General features: G+C 64.3%; 12 protein-coding genes. 4 read left to right on the forward strand and 8 right to left on the reverse strand.

The window, feature by feature from the left end; genetic code table 11:
- Positions 1 to 47 precede the first annotated feature (47 nt).
- Genes zwf through QX051_RS09530 form a run of 3 tightly spaced genes read right to left on the reverse strand, consistent with a single transcriptional unit; the run spans position 48 to position 5466 of the window.
- Positions 48 to 1571: a glucose-6-phosphate dehydrogenase gene (zwf, locus tag QX051_RS09520; protein ID WP_315775916.1), complete on the reverse strand. Its 1524-nt coding sequence runs from the start codon at positions 1569 to 1571 to the stop codon at positions 48 to 50.
- Positions 1568 to 2605 carry a phosphogluconate dehydrogenase (NAD(+)-dependent, decarboxylating) gene (gene gnd / locus QX051_RS09525; RefSeq protein ID WP_315775917.1) on the reverse strand — a complete coding sequence of 346 codons (1038 nt, stop codon included), beginning with the start codon at positions 2603 to 2605 and terminating at the stop codon, positions 1568 to 1570. The genes zwf and gnd overlap by 4 nt, the downstream gene beginning before the upstream one ends.
- 14 nt (positions 2606 to 2619) lie before the next feature.
- Positions 2620 to 5466 carry a bifunctional transaldolase/phosoglucose isomerase gene (locus tag QX051_RS09530; RefSeq protein WP_315775918.1) on the reverse strand — a complete coding sequence of 949 codons (2847 nt, stop codon included), beginning with the start codon at positions 5464 to 5466 and terminating at the stop codon, positions 2620 to 2622.
- A gap of 1135 nt (positions 5467 to 6601) precedes the next feature.
- Between QX051_RS09530 and QX051_RS09535 the strand changes: the two genes are divergently transcribed.
- From QX051_RS09535 to QX051_RS09545, 3 genes are all read left to right on the forward strand, one after another.
- On the forward strand, positions 6602 to 8545 hold the full coding sequence (locus QX051_RS09535) for a PrkA family serine protein kinase (RefSeq protein ID WP_315738651.1): 1944 nt from the start codon (positions 6602 to 6604) through the stop codon (positions 8543 to 8545).
- Positions 8546 to 8769: 224 nt separating this feature from the next.
- Positions 8770 to 10047 carry a YeaH/YhbH family protein gene (locus QX051_RS09540; RefSeq protein WP_315775919.1) on the forward strand — a complete coding sequence of 426 codons (1278 nt, stop codon included), beginning with the start codon at positions 8770 to 8772 and terminating at the stop codon, positions 10045 to 10047.
- Entirely contained in the window at positions 10044 to 11582 is a 1539-nt protein-coding gene (locus tag QX051_RS09545) for a SpoVR family protein (protein WP_315775920.1), read from the forward strand. Before QX051_RS09540 ends, QX051_RS09545 begins: the two co-directional genes overlap by 4 nt.
- Before the next feature lie 15 nt (positions 11583 to 11597).
- On the opposite strand, the gene QX051_RS09550 is transcribed toward QX051_RS09545, so the two are convergent.
- Positions 11598 to 12008 (reverse strand): VOC family protein, encoded by a 411-nt coding sequence (locus QX051_RS09550; RefSeq protein WP_315775921.1) that lies wholly within the window; start codon positions 12006 to 12008, stop codon positions 11598 to 11600.
- A gap of 160 nt (positions 12009 to 12168) precedes the next feature.
- Here QX051_RS09550 and QX051_RS09555 point away from each other — a divergent pair, with 160 nt between their 5' ends.
- Positions 12169 to 13449, forward strand: a complete 1281-nt coding sequence (locus QX051_RS09555; protein ID WP_315775922.1) for a TMEM143 family protein — start codon at positions 12169 to 12171, stop codon at positions 13447 to 13449.
- 298 nt (positions 13450 to 13747) lie between these two features.
- Here the strand turns inward: QX051_RS09555 and QX051_RS09560 are convergent, their stop codons facing one another.
- From QX051_RS09560 to QX051_RS09575, 4 genes are all read right to left on the reverse strand, one after another.
- A complete protein-coding gene (locus tag QX051_RS09560) occupies positions 13748 to 14803 on the reverse strand; it encodes a 2-oxoacid:ferredoxin oxidoreductase subunit beta (protein ID WP_315775923.1) in 1056 nt (351 codons plus the stop codon).
- 166 nt (positions 14804 to 14969) lie between these two features.
- Positions 14970 to 16820: a 2-oxoacid:acceptor oxidoreductase subunit alpha gene (locus tag QX051_RS09565; protein WP_315738643.1), complete on the reverse strand. Its 1851-nt coding sequence runs from the start codon at positions 16818 to 16820 to the stop codon at positions 14970 to 14972.
- The gene (locus tag QX051_RS09570; protein ID WP_315775924.1) at positions 16790 to 18589 is read right to left on the reverse strand and encodes an FAD-dependent oxidoreductase; all 1800 of its coding nucleotides are present in this window, start codon (positions 18587 to 18589) and stop codon (positions 16790 to 16792) included. The genes QX051_RS09565 and QX051_RS09570 overlap by 31 nt, the downstream gene beginning before the upstream one ends.
- A gap of 337 nt (positions 18590 to 18926) precedes the next feature.
- Positions 18927 to 19595 (reverse strand): DUF4286 family protein, encoded by a 669-nt coding sequence (locus QX051_RS09575; RefSeq protein WP_315738641.1) that lies wholly within the window; start codon positions 19593 to 19595, stop codon positions 18927 to 18929.
- Between the last annotated feature and the right edge of the window lie 144 nt (positions 19596 to 19739).

Raw genomic sequence — 19739 nt, forward strand, 5'->3', positions numbered from 1 at the left:
CCGGTCGGCGACGCGCACGAGCTTGCGGTCCTGCGGCCCGGCCACGGCTAAACCAGCTTGCGCCAGCTGCGGCCGTCGCGGGCCAGGAGATCGGCCGCCGCCTCAGGTCCCTCGCTGCCGGCCGCGTAGGAATGCAGGCCATCGCGGCCAGCCTTCTTCCACGCCCCGATGAACGGCTCGACGGCCTTCCAGCCGGCTTCGACGCTGTCGGCGCGCTGGAACAGGATGTTGTCGCCGATCATGCAGTCATAGATCAGCGTCTCGTAGCCGGTGGCCGGCTCAGCCTGGAAATAGTCCTTGTAGTTGAACTTCATCTGCACGCCGTCGGTGCGGATGGTGGGGCCGGGTACCTTGGTGTTGAACTGCAGCGTGATGCTCTGGGTCGGCTCGATGCCGATGACCAGATAGTTTTCGGCCAGGGTTTCGATCGGCGTGCAACTGAACATCGCGAACGGCGCCTGGCGGAACTTGATCGCCACCTCGGTGCGCTTGGCGCCAAGCGCCTTGCCGGTGCGCAGATAGAACGGAACGCCGGCCCAGCGCCAATTGTCGATCGTGAGCTTGAAGGCGGCATAGGTCTCGGTGGTGCTGTCGGTACGGACGTCCTTGCTCCTGACATAGTCGGGCAGCTCGGCGTCGCCGATCATGCCGGCCGTGTACTGGCCGCGCACCGAGTTGAGCAGCGCCTCCCGTTCGCTCAACGGCTGGATCGCCGATAGCACCTCGGCCTTCTCGGAGCGGACGGTATGTGCATCAAACCGTGCTGGCGGCTCCATCGCCACCAGCGACAGCAATTGGAATAGATGGTTGGGGACCATGTCGCGCAGGGCGCCGGTGGCGTCGTAGAAGCTGCCGCGCGTGCCGACGCCGAGCTTCTCCTCGACGGTGATCTGGACATGGTCGATGTGATGCCTGTTCCAGATCGGTTCGAACATGCCATTGGCGAAACGCAGCACCAGGATGTTCTGCACCGTCTCCTTGCCGAGGTAATGATCGATCCGGTAGATCTGGTGCTCGGTCACGAGCTGCAGCAGCTCGTCGTTCAGCTTCTTGGCCGAGGCGAGGTCGGTGCCGAACGGCTTTTCCACCACGAGGCGGCGCCAAGCCTTGCCGTCCTCGCGCAGCAACCCGACGCGCCCGAGCTGTTGCGCGATCGGCGCAAAGGCGCTCGGCGGCGTCGCAAGATAGAACAGCCGATTGCCGTGGGTCTCCCGCGCGGCTTCCAGCTTTTCCAGCTTCGCCTTCAACTGATCGAAGCTTTCCGGCTCCTTCGGATCGGCCTCGATCGCCGTCACGCATTGCAACAGGCGCTGCGCGATCTCGTCCTCGATCGGGCGTGTGGCGTATTTGCGCAGGCCTTCCATGAGATTGTCGCGCAGTTGCTCGCTCGACATGCCCTTGCGGGCAATGCCGACGATGCAGAGCCTGTCGGGCAGCAGATGATTGGCGGCCAGATTGTAAAGCGATGGCAGGACCAGCCGATGCGTCAGGTCGCCGGTCACGCCGAAGAGGACGAAGGCGCAGGCGTCAGGCTTCTGGTGTTGCGGCTGATGCGAATGGTGGGCGGTCACGCGCGGTCCGCCTTCGGCTTGACGATCTCGGGCGCGCTCTGGCGCGCCGGGTCTGGGTGCTGTTCGGGCTCCTTGTGTCCGCCGAAGCCTTCGCGCATGGCCGAGAGAATCTTCTCCGCGAACGTGTGCTCCTGGCGCGAGCGGAAACGGGCGAACAAGGCGGCGGTCAACACCTCGGCCGGCACCGCCTCGTCGATCGCCGCATTCACGGTCCAGCGGCCCTCGCCGGAATCCTCGACATAGCCGGAATATTTCTCCAGACCGGGCTGCCGCGCCAGCGCGCTGGCGGTGAGGTCGAGCAGCCAGGACGGAATGACGCTGCCGCGGCGCCACACCTCGGCGATATCTGCGAGATCGAAGTCGAAGCGGTGCGCCTGCGGCAGCGCCGCGCTGTTCGCATTCCTGAGGATGTCGAAGCCCTCGGCATAGGCCTGCATCAGGCCATATTCGATGCCGTTGTGGATCATCTTGACGAAGTGCCCGGCGCCCACCGCACCGGCATGCAGATAGCCCTGCTCGACGCGCGGGTCGCGGCCATCACGGCCCGGTGTGCGCGGGATGTCGCCGATCCCAGGCGCGAGCGCGGCGAAGATCGGATCGAGCCGGTCGACGACCGGCTTGTCGCCGCCAATCATCATGCAGTAGCCGCGATCGAGGCCCCAGACTCCGCCGGAAGTGCCTACGTCGACGTAGTGCAGACCGCGCTCCTTGAGCGCCTTGCCGCGGCGGACGTCGTCCTGCCAAAAACTGTTGCCGCCGTCGATGATGACATCGTCGCGGGTCATCAGCCCGGTGAGCTGCTCGACGGTGGCTTCCGTGATCTTGCCGGCCGGCAGCATGATCCATGCGTGCCGCGGGGGGGCGAGCTTGCCGACGAACTCCTCGAGACTCGCGGCGCCGGTGGCGCCTTCGGAGACCAGCGCGGCCACAGCCTTTGCGTCGCGATCATAGACCACGCAGGAGTGCCCCGCGCGAATCAGGCGGCGCACGATGTTGCCGCCCATCCGCCCGAGACCGATCATTCCAAGCTGCATCGACGAGGCCCTTCCTAGCTCAGCGCTTCGCTGATCGCGCTGTCGAGCATCTTCAGGCCCGATTTCAGATTGCCCTTGAGATGGACCCGAAGAGCCCGGCGCCCGCGCTCGGTGAGCACGTCGAAATCGCCGCGCGCCTGCGCCGCCTTGATCACGCCGAAGCTCGCCTTCTGCCCGGGGATCGGCAGATCCTCGGCATCGTCGGCGGTGATCTGGAGAAACACGCCGCTGTCCGGACCGCCCTTGTAGGCCTGGCCGGTCGAGTGCAGGAAGCGCGGACCGAATTCGGCGCAGGTGGCGAGGTGCTTGGCGTCGCGCAGCCTCAGCCGGATCCGCTGCAGCGTGTCGATATTGCCTGCATTGCGGTCGATATAGCCCAGCAGGGCGATGTAGTCGCCGTCGCCGGCGCGGCCGAGATGCGCCTTCAGCCAGGACGCGAGCGTTCCGTCGGCGCCATGCCCGCGCAGGCTCTCGGCGTTCTGCGCATCGGTGTAGAGCTCGCAGCCCTTGATCGCCACGACGGGGTCCTCCGCCGGCAGTGCGCCGCTTTGCTCGAACGCCGCGGTCAGTTCGCGGGTCTTGATCTTGGCCGATTCGACGTCGGGCTGGTCGAACGGGTTGATGCCGAGCACGGCGCCGGCAACAGCGGTCGCTATCTCGAAGCGGAAGAATTCCTGGCCGAGCTGGTCGATCGACTTCATGACGATGCGCACGACCGGATGACCGGCCTCTTCGAGCGCGGCGAGCTTCGCGTCATGGCCCGCCACCTCGTCGCCCTCGACCTTGATATCGACGAAGAAGCGATCGCGGCCATAGAGCTCAGGCGACGCGATAGGCTCGCCGTCGATCGGGATCAGGCCTTTGCCTTCCTTGCCCGTGGATTCCGCGATCAACTGCTCGGCCCAGGCGCCGAAATCGGCGATCTTGGGCGAGGCGAAGATCGTCACCTTGTCGCGGCCTTCGAGGCCGGCAAGGCCCATCGCCAGACCGAGCTGCACACCCGGGTTCTGTAGCGGCGGCACGTCGGGCCCGCAGGAGCGCACCATGGACAGCGCCTGCGTGATCAGCCTGCGCACGTCGATGCCGGCGGTGGCGGCCGGCACCAGGCCGAACGGGGACAGCACCGAATAGCGGCCGCCGATGCTCGGCTCGCCGTGGAAGATGCGGGCGAAGCCTTGTGCCTTGGCCGCCTTCTCCAGCGACGAGCCGGGATCGGTCACGGCAATGAAGCGATGGCCGGCCTTCTTGGGCCCGATCGCGTCGGCCACGCGTGCGAAGAAATAGTCCTTCATCGCGTTCGGCTCGGTGGTGCCGCCCGACTTCGAGGAGACGATGAACACCGTCCTCGCGATGTCGATCGCCTTCTCCATCGCGCGCACCTGCGCCGGATCGGTGGAGTCGAGCACGTGCAGCTTGGGGAAGCCAGCCCGGCGCGGGAACGTTTCGGCCAGCACCTCCGGCCCGAGGCTGGAGCCGCCCATGCCGAGGACCACGGCGTCGGAGAATTTCTGTCCCTTCACCCGCTGCGCATAGTCCTCGTAATCGGCGATGTCGGCCTTCTCCGCGCTGGTCAGCCAGCCCAGCCATTTGTGCTCGTCTCGGCCGGTCCAGACCGTCGCGTCCTTGTGCCAGAGCCGGCGAATCTTGGCGTCCTTGCGCCAGTCCTCGGTAGCGGAGGCAACCTTCTTCTGCAGATCAGCAGCAACCGCGATCGACTGCTGCCCAAGCCCGGTCCCGAGCACGACGGCGCGCTTGTGCGCAACCGCGCCATAGAGCTTGTCGGCGGCGTCCGCGAACTGCTTGACGCCGTCGATCACGAGATCTGCGGTGATGTCGTCGAGCGAGATGCCGGTCTTCGCCAGATCCTCAAGGGCGGCCTGGGCGGCATCGACGTCTTCCTCCAGACTGTCGCGCACCTTGCCGTGATCACGGAAGGCGTCCAGCGTGGCCGGCGGCACGGTGTTGACGGTGTTCGGCCCGATCAGCTCCTCGACATAGAGGACGTCGCTGTAGTCCTTGTTCTTGGTGCCGGTGGAGGCCCAGAGCAGCCGCTGCGGCTTGGCCCCTTGCTTGGCCAGCCGCTCCCAGCGCGCGCCGGCGAACAGCTGCTTGTAGTCCTGATACGCCATCTTTGCATTGGCGATGGCGATCCTGCCCTTGAGCGCGGCCAGCCGCTCCTTCTCGGTCGGATCATTGGCCTGGGCGATCTTCTCGTCCAGCTGCTTGTCGACCACGCTGTCGATGCGGCTGACGAAGAACGAGGCCACGCTGGCGACATGCGACGGATCGCCGCCGGCGCCGACGTAGGCTTCGAGGCCGGCAATGTAGGCTTCGGCAACCTGCCGGTAGACGTCTTGCGAAAACAGCAAGGTGATGTTGACGCTGATGCCCTTGGAGATCAGGTGCTGGATGGCTGGCAGGCAGGCGTTGGTCGCCGGCACCTTGATCATCAGATTCCTGCGGTCGACCGCCGTCCAGAGCTGCTCGGCCTCGGCGATCGTGCCCTTGCTGTCCATCGCCAGATAGGGCGAGACTTCGAGGCTGACGAAGCCGTCATTGCCCTCGAAGCGGTCATAGACGGGCCGCAGCACGTCGGCGGCATTCTGGATGTCCTCGACGGCAACGGCCTCGAACAGCTGCGTCGGCGATCGATCGCCGTTCTTCAGCGCCGTGGCGATCGGTGTGTCATATTCGTCGGAGCTGCCGATCGCCTTCTCGAAAATCGCGGGATTCGAGGTGACGCCCTTGACGCCATCCTCATCGATCAGCCGCTTGAGGTCGCCTTTGGCGACGAAGCCGCGTGCGAGGAAATCGAGCCAGACCGCCTGGCCGTGTTCTTCGAGAGCTTTGACCGGATTCATGATGCCTATCTATGTGCGTCGGCTTGCTTTTTTGGGTTCCCGCCTGGCCGCTGCCAGGTCGATGGGGACCTCACATGAACAACTATGCGCCAGCCCTCAGGAGAACGCCATTCATAATGGATTGATCCCTCTGGAATCCCAAGAGCTTCGAGCCGGGGTGACGTGCCGGCGGGGGGCGTCCGGAGGGAGATCGGCAGGCGACGCGAAGCCCGCCGCTGATCGTTCCGGCCAAAGCGCGCGGCGGAGCCGCCAGAGCGCGGTCGGCGTTCGGCCTGCGTCGACCTCAGCAGCGCTCGTGCGCCGGAGAGGCTCCCGGGAGGCAAGCAAATGCCGTCGATCGAAAGCTTCTCCGGCTTGCAATGCTGGAAAGGTGCCACATGTGTTCTGGGTAATGGTGCCCTACGCAACGGATCATGGCGAACGTCTCGCGGTTGTCGCCTCGGCAGCGCCTCACGAGTGTCGGCGTATAACCCATGATGCTTTCCGGCTGCAGATGCTCAGCGGCGAACTGCCGTGTGATCATGGCAATGATCGGCATCGAGTGATCCATCCGGCTTCGGCCGCGCGTTATTTCACGACGTTCGGATCTGGCGGCGAACATGCGTGCGCGCGGCCCTATGAGATGCGCGCGGTCATCGCTCGCTCGAGGACGTTGTATGAGCGACGGCAGATGCGGTCGCAGGCCCATGTTTGGTCGGCCGCCGTGGCCGGCGCGCATCAGGTCGCGCAGCGAGTGAGACGTTCCCTGCCTGGAGCGCTCGCGAGAAGAGCTGCGTTCACTCGCGGTTCACTTCGGGAAGAGAGACTGATTTTGGAGCTGTCACGCCACCAGTTCACGTGGCTTCACAACACCTTGTGCGGCGCAGGGAGACTACGGTGCCGGGGTATTGCGGATGTTGCGAAGCAGAGACAATGAGGTACAAATGGGGAGAGTCGGCCGGCTTTTGCCGAACTATTGAGCGAAGTGCATGTTGATAGGGCATATGCTGCATGCACTTTGCGTTGCGGAAAAGGACGAAGACGGTGCCCAATGGGGGCTAGCGCGCTTCACTCTGAGTCGGTTCGGGATCAGCAGGAACGTACTTGGATCTCGGCCCGTTGCAGCAGTGCGGCGGAACCTACGTGGAGAGGGATCATGTACAACGATTCGTTGTTCAACGCGTTCGCAAGGTCGTTCGAGGCACGCAGCCAGACCGACATGTCGATGCAGGAATATCTAGAATCGTGTCGAACCGACCCGATGCGATACGCGAACGCCGCTGAACGACTACTAGCTGCGATCGGCGAGCCTCAGATGATAGACACGGCCAAGGACCCACGCCTTGGCCGTATTTTTTTGAACCGGACGGTTCGCCTGTATCCTGCATTCGCCGGCTTCTACGGCATGGAGGACACGATCGAGCGCATCGTCGGCTTCTTCCGTCACGCCGCGCAGGGTCTCGAAGAGCGCAAGCAGATCCTCTATCTGCTCGGACCGGTCGGCGGCGGCAAGTCGTCGCTGGCCGAACGGCTGAAGCAGTTGATGGAAACCCATCCGATCTACGTGCTCAAGGCCGGAGATGAGCTGAGCCCCGTGTTCGAGTCGCCGCTCGGCCTGTTCGATCCCGACACGCTGGGCCCGATGCTCGAGGAGAAATACGGCATTCCGCGCCGCCGTTTGTCCGGCCTGATGAGCCCGTGGTGCTACAAGCGGCTGGAAGCCTTCGGCGGCGACATCTCGCAGTTCCGCGTCGCCAAGATCCAGCCGTCGCGGCTGCGCCAGATCGGCATCGCCAAGACCGAGCCCGGCGACGAGAACAACCAGGACATCTCCTCGCTGGTCGGCAAGGTCGATATCCGCAAGCTCGAGACCTACGCGCAAAACGATCCCGACGCCTACAGCTATTCGGGCGGTCTCAACCGCGCCAACCAGGGCATTCTCGAATTCGTCGAGATGTTCAAGGCGCCGATCAAGATGCTGCATCCGCTGCTGACGGCGACGCAGGAAGGCAACTATATCGGCACCGAGAACATCGGCGCCATTCCCTACAACGGCGTGATCCTCGCCCACTCCAACGAGTCGGAGTGGCAGAGCTTCAAGACCAACAAGAACAACGAGGCCTTCATCGACCGCATCTGCGTCATCAAGGTGCCGTACTGCCTGCGCGTCACCGAGGAGCGCAAGATCTACGAGAAGCTGATCCAGGGCTCCGAGCTCTCCACCGCGCCCTGCGCGCCGGCGACCTTGGACACGCTCGCCCGCTTCTCGGTGATGTCGCGCCTGCGCAAGCATGAGAACTCGACGCTGTATGCCAAGATGCGGGTCTATGACGGCGAGAGCCTCAAGGAGTCCGATCCGAAGGCGCGCAGCGTGCAGGAATATCGCGATGCTGCCGGCGTCGACGAGGGCATGGACGGCATCTCCACCCGCTTTGCCTTCAAGGTGCTGGCTGCGACCTACAATCACGATACGGCGGAAGTATCGGCCGACGCCGTGCATCTGATGTACGTGCTGGAGCAGTCGATCAAGCGCGAGCAACTGCCCGAGGAGCTCGAGAAACGATACCTCGAATTCATCAAGGCGGATCTCGCGCCGCGCTACGCCGAGTTCATCGGCCACGAGATCCAGAAGGCCTATCTCGAATCCTACTCCGATTACGGCCAGAACCTGTTCGACCGCTACGTCGACTACGCCGACGCCTGGATCGAGGATCAGGACTTCAAGGATCCCGATACGGGACAGCTGCTCAATCGCGAGCTGTTGAACCAGGAGCTGACCAAGATCGAGAAGCCGGCCGGGATCGCCAACCCGAAGGACTTCCGCAACGAGGTTGTCAAGTTCTCGCTGCGCTCCCGAGCCCAGAATGGAGGCAAAAATCCGTCCTGGACCTCCTACGAAAAGATCCGCGAAGTCATCGAAAAGAGGATATTCTCGCAGGTCGAGGATCTGCTTCCGGTCATCTCGTTCGGTACCAAGAAGGACGGCGAGACCGAGAAGAAGCACGACGACTTCGTCGCGCGCATGGTCGAACGCGGCTACACCGAGCGGCAGGTCCGTCGGCTGGTCGAGTGGTACATGCGCGTGAAGCAGGCGGGTTGATCGTGGTCCGGCGCCGATGTTCACTGCAGGTGCGGCAGGCCATCGGTCTGACGTCGGCGCCAGGGTTACGAACGAGATGAACGTTCGACGCTGAGCTTCGCTGGGAGGCGTCTGACAGGCAGAGGGTGCCGTTGCAGTGTCGGGTCCGATACTGCACCGCGGCATCGCGGCGGGGGAGAGCAGGAGTCGAAGCCGCTGCAGCAGGAGGCGTATGGAACGTGGTCATGCACATCATTGATCGGCGCCTGAATCCGGGCGGCAAAAGTCTCGAAAATCGCCAGCGATTTTTGCGCCGCGCCAAGGCCCTGGTTCAGGGAGCGGTCAAGAAGACCTCGCAGGACCGCGACATCAAGGACGTGCTGGAGGGCGGCGAGGTCTCGATCCCGCTCGACGGCATGGACGAGCCGCGCTTCCGCCGCGAGGGCGGCACCCGCGACATGGTGCTGCCCGGCAACAAGAAGTTCGTCGAAGGCGACATCCTGCCGCGCTCCGGCGACGGCAGCGGCCGCAAGTCGGCGCCGGGGCAGGGCGACAGCGAGGACGCGTTCCGCTTCGTGCTGAGCAAGGAGGAGTTCGTCAATCTCTTCCTCGACGATCTCGAGCTGCCTGATCTCGCCAAGCGCAAATTCGCCGAGGCCGAGAGCGAGGGGCTGGTGCGTGCCGGCTACTCGACGTCGGGCTCACCGGCCAACATCTCGATCAGCCGCACCGTCACCCGCGCCTTGGCCCGCCGCGTGGCGCTGCGCCGGCCGCGGCCGGAGGCCATTGCCGAATTGGAAGCCCAGTTGGAGCAGGAGACCGACGACGACAAGCGTGCGGCGCTGCTGGCCGAGATCGAGGCCCTGAAGGCCAAGGCCAAGCGCATCCCCTTCATCGATCCGATCGACATCCGCTACCGGCGCTTCGAGGCCGTGCCGAAGCCGATCGCACAGGCCGTGATGTTCTGCCTGATGGACGTGTCGGGCTCGATGTCGGAGCACATGAAGGACCTCGCCAAGCGGTTCTACATGCTGCTCTACGTGTTCCTGACCCGGCGCTACCGTCATGTCGAGATCGTCTTCATCCGTCATACCGATCGCGCCGAGGAGGTCGACGAGCAGACCTTCTTCTATGGACCGGCATCCGGCGGCACCTTGGTGTCGAGCGCCCTGCAATGCATGCACGACATCGTCCGCTCGCGCTTCCGCCCCTCGGACTGGAACATCTACGCGGCGCAGGCCTCCGACGGCGACAACGCCACCTCGGATTCCGATAACGTCGCCCGCCTGCTGACGGACAATATCCTGCCGGTGTCGCAGTTCTTCGCCTATCTCGAGGTCGGTGAATCCGGCACCTATTCGTTCGAGATGCCGGACTCCGCGCTGTGGTCGCTGTATGAGCGGCTGCGCGCCGATGGCGAGCCGCTGTCGATGCGCAAGGTGCGTGACCGCAGCGAGATCTTCCCGGTGTTCCACGACCTGTTTCAGCGTCGCGGCACCACGCAGGAGAGGGCGGCGTCATGAGCGGGTTGCTGTTCGAGGGCGCGGATTGGAATTTCCTCACCCTGCAGCGCATCCACGATGCCTGCGAAGCCGTCGCCGAAAAGGAGCTCGGGCTCGACACCTATCCCAACCAGATCGAGGTGATCACGGCCGAGCAGATGCTCGACGCCTATTCCTCGGTCGGCATGCCCTTGTTCTACAAGCACTGGTCGTTCGGCAAGCACTTCGCCTACCACGAGGCCTCGTACCGCAAGGGCCTGATGGGCCTCGCCTATGAGATCGTGATCAACTCCTCGCCCTGCATCTCCTATCTGATGGAGGAGAACACGGCGACGATGCAGACCTTGGTGATCGCGCACGCCGCGTTCGGCCACAACCATTTCTTCAAGAATAACTATCTGTTCAAGCAGTGGACCGACGCCGACGGCATCCTCGACTATCTCGATTTCGCCCGCGGCTACATCGCGCAATGCGAGGAGCGCTACGGTCGGCTCGCCGTCGAGCATACGCTGGACGCGGCGCATGCGCTGATGTCGCACGGCGTCGACCGCTACCCCGGCAAGAAGAAGCTCGACTTCCGCGAGGAGGAGAAGCGCGCCGGCAAGCGCAGGCTCTACGAGGAGGGCCAGTTCAACGATCTCTGGCGTACGGTGCCGACCGGCCCGGTCAAGACCAATGCGATGCTGAACGTCGAGCGGCGCCGCGCGCTGCTCGGCCTCCCGCAGGAGAACCTGCTTTATTTCCTGGAGAAGACCGCGCCGCGGCTGGCGATGTGGCAGCGCGAATTGCTGCGCATCGTCCGCCACATCGCGCAATATTTCTATCCGCAGGGCCAGACCAAGGTCATGAACGAGGGCACGGCGACCTATGTGCATTATCGCATCATGAACCGGCTGCACCAGGACGGCCGCCTCACCGACGGCAACTTCCTGGAGTTCCTGCAGTCGCACACCAACGTCGTCTTCCAGCCGGAGTTCGACGATCCGCGCTTCTCCGGATTCAACCCTTACGCGCTCGGCTTTGCGATCATGCAGGACATCGAGCGCATCGTGAAGGACCCGACCGACGAGGACCGCGAATGGTTTCCGGACATCGCCGGCACCGGCGACGAGATGGCGGTGCTGCGCGACGTCTGGGCCAATTATCGCGACGAGAGCTTCATCAGCCAGTTCCTCAGCCCCAACCTGATCCGACAGCTCAGACTTTTCCACCTGCATGACGATCCGGCCGAGCGCGCCGGCATCCTCGTCGACGCCATTCATGACGAGCGCGGCTATCGCCGCGTCCGCCGCGAGCTGTCCAAGCAGTACGACGTCGGTTGCATCGATCCGAACATCGAGGTGGTCGATGTCGATCTCGCCGGCGACCGCCGCCTGATGCTGCGGCATACCGTGGTGAAGGGGGCCCAGCTCAGCGAGACCGACACCAAGCGCGTGCTGCAGCATCTCGCCGATCTCTGGAGCTACGACGTGTCGCTGGTGGAAGTCGATGCCACCACCGACAAGGTGCTGAAGGAGTACGTGCTCAATCCCCGGATACAACCGGCGGCCGCCTAGCGCGGCCGCCAAGCCTTAGATGTCCGCAAACACCTCGAGCAGATTGCCGTCGGGATCCCTGAAGAACAGCGTGCGGTGGCCGAAGGGCTGGTCCGTCGGCGGCTCCATGAGGGCGATGCCCTTGCCGGTCAGCTCGGCCGCGCAGCGGTCGACATCGTCGCGGGTCACCTTGAAGGCGAGCTGAAGCGATGCGCTCCCTGGCGGCGTCGGCTGGTCCGAGGCCAGCCGTTGCGGCCGGGCGAGCGCCAGCGTGTTGCTGCCGGCCTGGTACTCGATCCGGCCTTGTGACAGCTCGCGCAGCAGGGGAAAGCCCAGCACCTCCTCATAGAAGCGGCGCATCGCGGACCAGTCGCGCACCAGGATGACGGTGTAGTCGATGGCCCGGATGGCCCGGAACGGGGATGTCTGCTGTCCGGCGTCGGTCATGATCAGTCTCTCGTTCTGCAGGCGGGACCTGCAGCTTACGTGTTGCGGCGAGTGGCGTGAACGGGATCGGGGCGCTATGGTATGCGGGTTGGCCGGACGCGCCGGCCGTGCAGCCGGATCGGCTGTCAATGGCGCAGATCGAAGCTCGGGCGTGAGAGGCGTGGTCGGACCAGGGAAGACGGCGGCGGCGGAGCGGCGGGACCGGTTCATTCCGTTGCGCAAGTCGGACATTCTTGATGGCCTGATCTCGAACGGCCATGTCGATGACGCTCAGGCCAGCGAGCTGCGGCAGCTGGCGCGTATGCTCGGCGCGATTCTGCACCATCAATATTTCGACGAGCTCGATCGGTTCCGCGACGCCTATTTCGACTTCGATCCCGAGGTGCCGGTCGGCCGCCGTCGATCGCCGGAGGATCTCGACGCGGCCTATCGCAGCCTCGCCGACGAAGTCGTGCGGGTACTCGGCGAGGCCAATTTCATCGAGATCAGCCATGGCGAGATCGAGCGCGCCTTTGCCGAGCATGCGCTGGTGCGGGTCAAGCTGAAGGCGCCGATCTCCGACTATCGTGCCGTACGGATGTTCCGGCGTGGCCAGCATCAGGAGACGATCGAGGTCCCCATGCTGTATGGGCTGCGACGGCGCAAGCATGAGATCGAGGTCTATGACGACATCGTGCTGATGGTCGCGACCAAGCCCGACGAGCCGGTCAAGAAGAAGAGCAAGGCCGCCGCCTGGCGCGGCCGCAACAAGATCCGCGGCGGCGCGGTGCTGTTCAAATATTTCCGCCACATCGCGCGCTTCGACCTCGAGGCGCTGCTGCCGAACGTCCGCGTCGTCATGGGCCTGCGCGAGCAACTGACGCTGGGCGTGCCGGCGCTCGTCGGCGGCGTACCGATCCTGCTCAAGCTGGCTTCGACCTTGACCGTGCTGTTCATCGTCGCCGGCTTCTATCTCGGCCTCAGCGGCACCGTGCACGACAACGACACCGAGCAGGCGCTGGCGGCGCTGTCGGGATTGTTCGCGCTCGGCGCCTTCATCCTGCGGCAATGGGGCAACTTCCATCGCCAGTCGCTGATCCATCAGAAGCAGGTCACCGACAACATCTACTTCCGCAACGTCAACAACAATTCCGGCATCTTCAACTATTTGATCGGCGAGGCCGAGGACCAGGACTGGAAGGAAGCGATGCTGGCCTATGGCGGCCTGCTGCTGGCGTCGGTGCCGCTCTCGCGTGCTGCATTGGGCAGCCATGTCGAGGAGTTGCTGCAGCAGATGTTCGGGCTGGGTCGGGCGTTCAATATCGATGAGGCGCTGCTGCGGCTGCGCGAGTTTGGGCTTGTGAGTGGTGGCGACGACGCGCTCTCGGCGCTGCCGCTGCCAGCGGCGATCGCGCAGCTCGATCGCGTTTGGGCGAGCGCGCTGCGGCCGCAATCGTCATAAACGATGACGGGCCTCATGGTTCAAGACGGCGGCGCTCCTCACGATGAGGAGCGAGGGCGCGGCTCACCAGGATATGCCGAGCTGTCGCAACGAACGATCTGCCAGTTAGTTACTCCGTCATGCCCGGGACAAGCCCGGCCATGACGTGGAGATAGAGAAGCGCAAAACTCCGATTGTGAAATGCGATAGCCCCGCCAGAAGCGGGCGCAATGCACTCCGCCCTCGTCCTGAGGAGCCCGCCGGAGGCAGGCGTCTCGAAGGACGGCTACAGAGCACACGCTCTCCACGCAGCGGTCTGCTAGCGCAGACTCGCATTGATCTTGTCGAGCGCGGCCTGCCCCGGGCACAGATCCGCCGCCTCCAACCGGTTGAGCGGGCGCTCCACCGTGTTGAGGTGGCTGTGCAGATCGTCGGCCTCAGGGTCGACATAGAGTAACCCGGTCACGATCTGGCCTTGCGCGGCATGCTTCTGGAGGAAGGTCATGGCGCCGAGCCGGTCATGCGGGTCGTAGTCGGCGTCGATCTTGCGCAGCGCCAGCCTGGAGCCGTCGTGCTGCTCGACGATCTGCACCGTGCCCGGATCCTGGTCGATCTCGATCGGATCGCGTCCGGTCAGCACGTCGAGCCGGTTCACGGCATCGTTGTGCTCGCGGACATAGTCGAAGCTCTTGGTTGAGCCGGCGTGATTGTTGAACGCGATGCACGGGCTGATGACGTCGATGAACGCCGCGCCCTTGTGCTGGATGGCGCCCTCGATGATCGGCACCAGCTGCTTCTTGTCGCCCGAGAAGGACCGCGCCACATAGGTGGCCCCGAGCTGCAGCGCGATGCCGACCAGATCGATCGGATTGTCGGTGTTGGTGACGCCCTTCTTCGACTTCGACCCGCGGTCGGCGGTCGCCGAGAATTGGCCCTTGGTCAGGCCGTAGACACCATTGTTCTCGACGATATAGGTCATGTTCACGCCGCGCCGGATCGCGTGGGCGAACTGGCCGAAGCCGATCGAGGCGGAATCGCCGTCGCCGGAGACGCCGAGATAGATCAGCTCGCGGTTGGCGAGGTTGGCGCCGGTCAGCACCGAGGGCATGCGACCGTGCACGGTGTTGAAGCCGTGCGAATTGCCGAGGAAATAGTCCGGCGTCTTCGACGAGCAGCCGATGCCGGAGATTTTTGCCACGCGATGCGGCTCGATCGACAGCTCGAAACAGGCCTCGATGATCGAGGCCGTGATCGAATCGTGGCCGCAGCCGGCGCAGAGGGTCGAAATCTTGCCCTCGTAGTCGCGATGGCTGTAGCCGAGCGCGTTCTTCTTGATGCCCGGATGCTGGAACTTAGGCTTTGCGATGTAGGTCATGAGAGCCTCGCATCACCCGGCATCGTCATGGCCGGGCTTGTCCCGGCCATCCACGTCGGGGCCGAGAGGAAAGACGTGGATACCCGGGCCTTCGCCGCGCCGAAGCAGCTACGGCCGCGCAGGCGGGTCGAGCCCAGGCATGACGGCGGAGAGAGCGAAGAGTACGTCATGACACGGCCTTGCGCAGTGGGGTGACCTTGATGTGGTCCTGGTGGTCGCCGATCGCATCGGCGATGAAGCGCGCCGTGATCGGCGTGCCGTCATAATGCAGGATCGGCACCAGCCGGACCGGGTCGATGCCGTTCTCGGTGACGATCAGCTGGCGCAGCTGGGCGTCGCGGTTCTGCTCGACCACATAGACGAAATCGTGCTCGGCGATGAAACTCGCCACGCTCGAATGGAACGGGAAGGCGCGGATGCGCAGCCGGTCGAGCTGGCAGCCGCGCGCCTCCAGCAGTCCGATCGCCTCGTCCATCGCCGGCGCGGTCGAGCCGAAATAGATCACGCCATATCTCGTCGGCTTGCTCGCATTGGCCTGCAGCGGCCGCGGCACCATGTCTTGCGCGGTCTGGAACTTGCGCAGCAGGCGCTGCACGTTGTCGGCATAGACGGCGCCTTCCTCGGAATAGCGCGCGTAGCGGTCACGCGACGTGCCGCGGGTGAAGTAGGAGCCCTTCGTCGGATGCGTGCCGGGGTAGGTGCGGAACGGAATGCCGTCGCCGTCGACGTCGAGATAGCGGCCGAAGTCGCGGCCTTCGTCGAGCATCTCCGCCGTCATCACCTTGCCGCGGTCATATTGCTTGGCATCGTCCCACTTCAGCGGTCTGCACAGCCGCTGGTTCATGCCGATGTCGAGGTCGAGCATCAGGAAGATCGTGGTCTGCAGCCGCTCGGCAAGATCGAACGCCGCAGCGGCAAACTCGAACGCCTCGGCCGGATCTTCGGGGAACAGCATCACGTGCTTGGTATCGCCGTGCGAGGCATAGCCGCAGGCGATCAGGTCGCATTGCTGCGTCCGCGTCGGCATGCCGGTCGAGGGGCCGGCGCGCTGCACGTTCATGATCACGGCCGGGATCTCGGCAAAGTAGGACAGGCCGATGAACTCGGTCATCAGCGAAACGCCGGGGCCCGATGTCGTGGTAAAGGCGCGGGCGCCGTTCCAGGACGCGCCGACCACCATGCCGATCGAGGCGAGCTCGTCCTCGGCCTGCACGATCGCGTATTTGGCCTGCCCGGTTTCCGGATCGTGCCGCAGTTTCTTGCAGTGGTTGCTGAACGCTTCGGCCAGCGAAGACGACGGCGTGATCGGGTACCAAGCGCAGACCGTGGCGCCGCCATAGACGGCGCCCAGCGCGGCGGCGTTGTTGCCCTCGATGAAAATGCGGTCGCCGACCTTGTCGGCCTTCTTGATGCGCAGGCCGATCGGGCATTTCAAATTCTGCAGCGCCCAGTCGCGGCCGAGATGCAGCGCGTGGACGTTGGAGGAGAGCAGCTTCTCCTTGCCCTTGTACTGCTCGCCGATCAATTGCTCGATCAGCTTCGGATCCATGTCGAGCAGCGCTGAGAGCGCGCCGAGGTAGATGATGTTCTTGAACAGCTGGCGCTGGCGCGGATCCGAATAGGTCGAGTTGGTGATCGCGGTCAGCGGGACGCCGATGACGGTGATGTCGTCGCGGAACTTGGTTGCCGGCATCGGCTTGGTGGAATCGTAGAACAGATAGCCGCCCGGCGCGATACCGGCGACGTCCTTGTCCCAGGTCTGCGGGTTCATCGCCACCATCAAATCAGTGCCGCCGCCGCGGGCGCCGAGATGGCCCGCTTCGGTGACGCGCACCTCGTACCAGGTCGGCAGGCCCTGGATGTTCGACGGGAAGATGTTGCGTGGGCTCACCGGCACGCCGTGACGGAGCACGGCGCGCGCGAACAGCTCATTGGCGCTGGCCGAGCCGGAGCCGTTGACGTTGGCGAAGCGGACGACGAAGTCGTTTACGCTGCTGAGCGGCGCTTGCTGGGACATGCGTTACCTGCGTGGGTCGTCTCGATGAAATATTTCTGCATGTCCCACGCACCGGTGGGGCAGCGTTCGGCGCATAGGCCGCAATGGAGGCAGACGTCCTCGTCCTTCACCATCACGCGCCCGGTCTTCAGATCCGAGGACACGTAGAGGCTCTGGTCGGGATGCAGCGAGGGCGCCTTCAGCCGCGCGCGCAGATCCGCCTCCTCGCCATTGTCGGTGAAGGTGATGCAATCCATCGGACAGATGTCGGCGCAGGCGTCGCATTCGATGCACAGCGTGTCGGAGAACACCGTCTGCACGTCGCAATTCAGGCAGCGATGCGCCTCGCCGAGCGCGAGCTTGACGTCGTAGCCGAGTTCGACCTCGGTGCGGATGTCCTTCAGCGCCACGACCTTGTCACGATGCGGCACCTTGAAGCGCTTCTCGGAGGAGATGTCGTTGTCATAGCTCCATTCATGAATGCCCATTTTCTGCGAGGAGATGTGCACCTCGGGCAGCGGGCGCTCGGTGATGTCCTCGCCGGAGAGCAGGCGATGGATCGACAGCGCGGCCTCGTGGCCCTGTGCGACCGCCCAGATGATGTTCTTCGGCCCGAACGCGGCGTCGCCACCGAAGAACACCTTTGGATTGGTCGAGACGAAGGTGGTCGGATCGACCTTGGGCATGTGCCGCTTGTCGAATTCGATGCCGCAATCGGCTTCGATCCAGGGGAATGCGTTCTCCTGGCCGACGGCGACCAGCACGTCGTCGCAGGGATAGGTCTCGTCGGGCTCGCCGGACGGCACCAGCGAGCGTCCGCCGTTGGCGTCATATTCCGCCTTCACCTTCTGGAAGGTCATGCCGGTCAGCTTGCCGGCGGCATGGTGGAACGCGATCGGAACGAGATAATTGAGGATCGGAATGTCCTCGTGCAGCGCGTCCTCCTTCTCCCACGGAGACGCCTTCATCTCCTCGAAGCCGGAGCGCACGATGACCTTGACGTCCTCGCCGCCGAGCCTGCGCGCGGTGCGGCAGCAATCCATCGCGGTGTTGCCGCCGCCGAGCACGATCACGCGCTTGCCTATCTTGTCGGTGTGGCCGAACGAGACGCCGGATAGCCAGTCGATGCCGAGATGGATGTTGGCCGCCGCTTCCTCCCGACCCGGAATGTTCAGCTCGCGGCCGCGTGGCGCGCCGGAGCCGATGAAGACGGCGTCATAGTTCTCGGCCAGCAGCTTCTTGAGGCTGTCGATACGATGGCCGGCCTTGTAGTCGACGCCGAGGCTGAGCACGTAGCCCGTCTCCTCGTCGATGACGCTGTCGGGCAGGCGGAACTTGGGAATCTGTGAGCGCATCATGCCGCCGGGTTTGGGATCGGCGTCGAACACGGTGCAGTGATAGCCGAGCGGCGCGAGATCGCGGGCAACGGTCAGCGAGGCCGGGCCGCCGCCGACCAGCGCGATGCGCCGGCCGTTGCGGGGGACGGGGCGCGGCATGCGCTGATGGACGTCGTCCTTGAAATCGGCCGCAACGCGCTTGAGGCGGCAGATCGCGACCGGGCTTTCCTCGACGCGCCCGCGTCGGCAGGCGGGCTCGCAAGGGCGATCGCAAGTGCGTCCGAGAATGCCCGGGAATACATTCGATTTCCAATTGATCATGTAGGCGTCGCTGTAGCGACCCTCGGCGATCAGGCGGATGTATTCGGGGACCGGAGTGTGTGCGGGACAAGCCCATTGGCAATCGACTACTTTGTGAAAGTAGTCGGGGGCCGAGATATCAGTCGCTCTCATTCATACCCTGTCCGCGCGGCGAACCATGAGCGCGCGGCCTTCCTGACGTGAGGACGACTGCTTGTTCAGGATCGGCTGGGGATCGATTGGGAGTCCGGAGCAGGTCCTGTTCGTCGCCCTTCTGCTTTTTGAATGGCTCAATTGAATAGTCCTATCAGACTAGAGCCATTCCAAGGCGCACACAAAGGCAAATTTGCAAAGCTGCCCTTCGTGCACAGTGTGCGGCGCCGCATTGCGGGCGTGATGCTGACATTGAATTTGTTGCGTTGCGGCATTGTGGCGAGCGGCTGCATCTGCCGGTTGCACGCTCGCGTCATTGATGCAGAACAATGCGCGCTCAGCCAGAGGCGATGTCCGCGCGGCTCAGGTCCCACATCAGCCTGTAGATGCCGGCCGAGATCTGCGTCGCCAGCGGACCGTCGATCGCCGCGAAGCGCGTGGTCATCAAGGTCGCGATGGCATGACTGTCGGTGCCGTCGATGAGGATGAACCAGTCGGCATCGCGCGAGCTCGCGGGAACCCCGGCTGCCGGACCGGAGAGATCAGCATCGCCCTCGAGCAGGTGCATCGAGATGACGCCCTTGACCTCGCTCGGATCGAGCTCGATCTGCAGCGCGTCGCGCAGCGCCCCGTCCTGTCCCGGCTTCGGCCGCAGGCGGATGATGCCGAGCACCGCGCCGCGACCGGCGCCGATCGAGATCGTGATGCGTGCGACGCTGCGGATCATGTTCTTGAACCGCGCCATCACTGCCTTCGACCATTCCGTCGGCGACTCCAGCCGGGCGCGATAGGGCGCGCTGTCGAGCACGTCGATCGTCTCGGTCGAATACAGGCAGAGATATTTCGGGCTGCCCTGCTCGGCGACATAGCGCCGCGCCTCGATGAAGCCGGGGATGGCCACGCGCTCTTCGAGATGCTCGCTGTCATACCAGCGGTTGAAGTCGGCTTCGTCAGCGGCATCGATGTTCATCGATGTCAACAGCATGCCTTTCCCGGCGATGGGCATTGCAGATGTCCTTGTTTGGCGGCCAATTCCTCATGGTGAGGAGCGCCCCTCGGGCGCGTCTCGCGGACAATGCTTGCGCATTGCCTGGTGAACCATGAGGTCGGGATGGATCGGCCTCATCCTTCGAGACGCCATGCTGCGCAT

Source organism: Bradyrhizobium sp. SZCCHNR1053 (assembly GCF_032381235.1).
In the GTDB taxonomy this organism is placed as follows: domain Bacteria; phylum Pseudomonadota; class Alphaproteobacteria; order Rhizobiales; family Xanthobacteraceae; genus Bradyrhizobium.

Coding starts and splice junctions, on each gene's coding strand:
- gnd (WP_315775917.1), bottom strand. CDS start 2,605: ATGCAGCTTGGAATGATCGGTCTCGGGCGGATGGGCGGCAACATCGTG.
- QX051_RS09530 (WP_315775918.1), bottom strand. CDS start 5,466: ATGAATCCGGTCAAAGCTCTCGAAGAACACGGCCAGGCGGTCTGGCTC.
- QX051_RS09535 (WP_315738651.1), top strand. CDS start 6,602: ATGTACAACGATTCGTTGTTCAACGCGTTCGCAAGGTCGTTCGAGGCA.
- QX051_RS09540 (WP_315775919.1), top strand. CDS start 8,770: ATGCACATCATTGATCGGCGCCTGAATCCGGGCGGCAAAAGTCTCGAA.
- QX051_RS09545 (WP_315775920.1), top strand. CDS start 10,044: ATGAGCGGGTTGCTGTTCGAGGGCGCGGATTGGAATTTCCTCACCCTG.
- QX051_RS09550 (WP_315775921.1), bottom strand. CDS start 12,008: ATGACCGACGCCGGACAGCAGACATCCCCGTTCCGGGCCATCCGGGCC.
- QX051_RS09560 (WP_315775923.1), bottom strand. CDS start 14,803: ATGACCTACATCGCAAAGCCTAAGTTCCAGCATCCGGGCATCAAGAAG.
- QX051_RS09565 (WP_315738643.1), bottom strand. CDS start 16,820: ATGTCCCAGCAAGCGCCGCTCAGCAGCGTAAACGACTTCGTCGTCCGC.
- QX051_RS09570 (WP_315775924.1), bottom strand. CDS start 18,589: ATGAGAGCGACTGATATCTCGGCCCCCGACTACTTTCACAAAGTAGTC.
- QX051_RS09575 (WP_315738641.1), bottom strand. CDS start 19,595: ATGCCCATCGCCGGGAAAGGCATGCTGTTGACATCGATGAACATCGAT.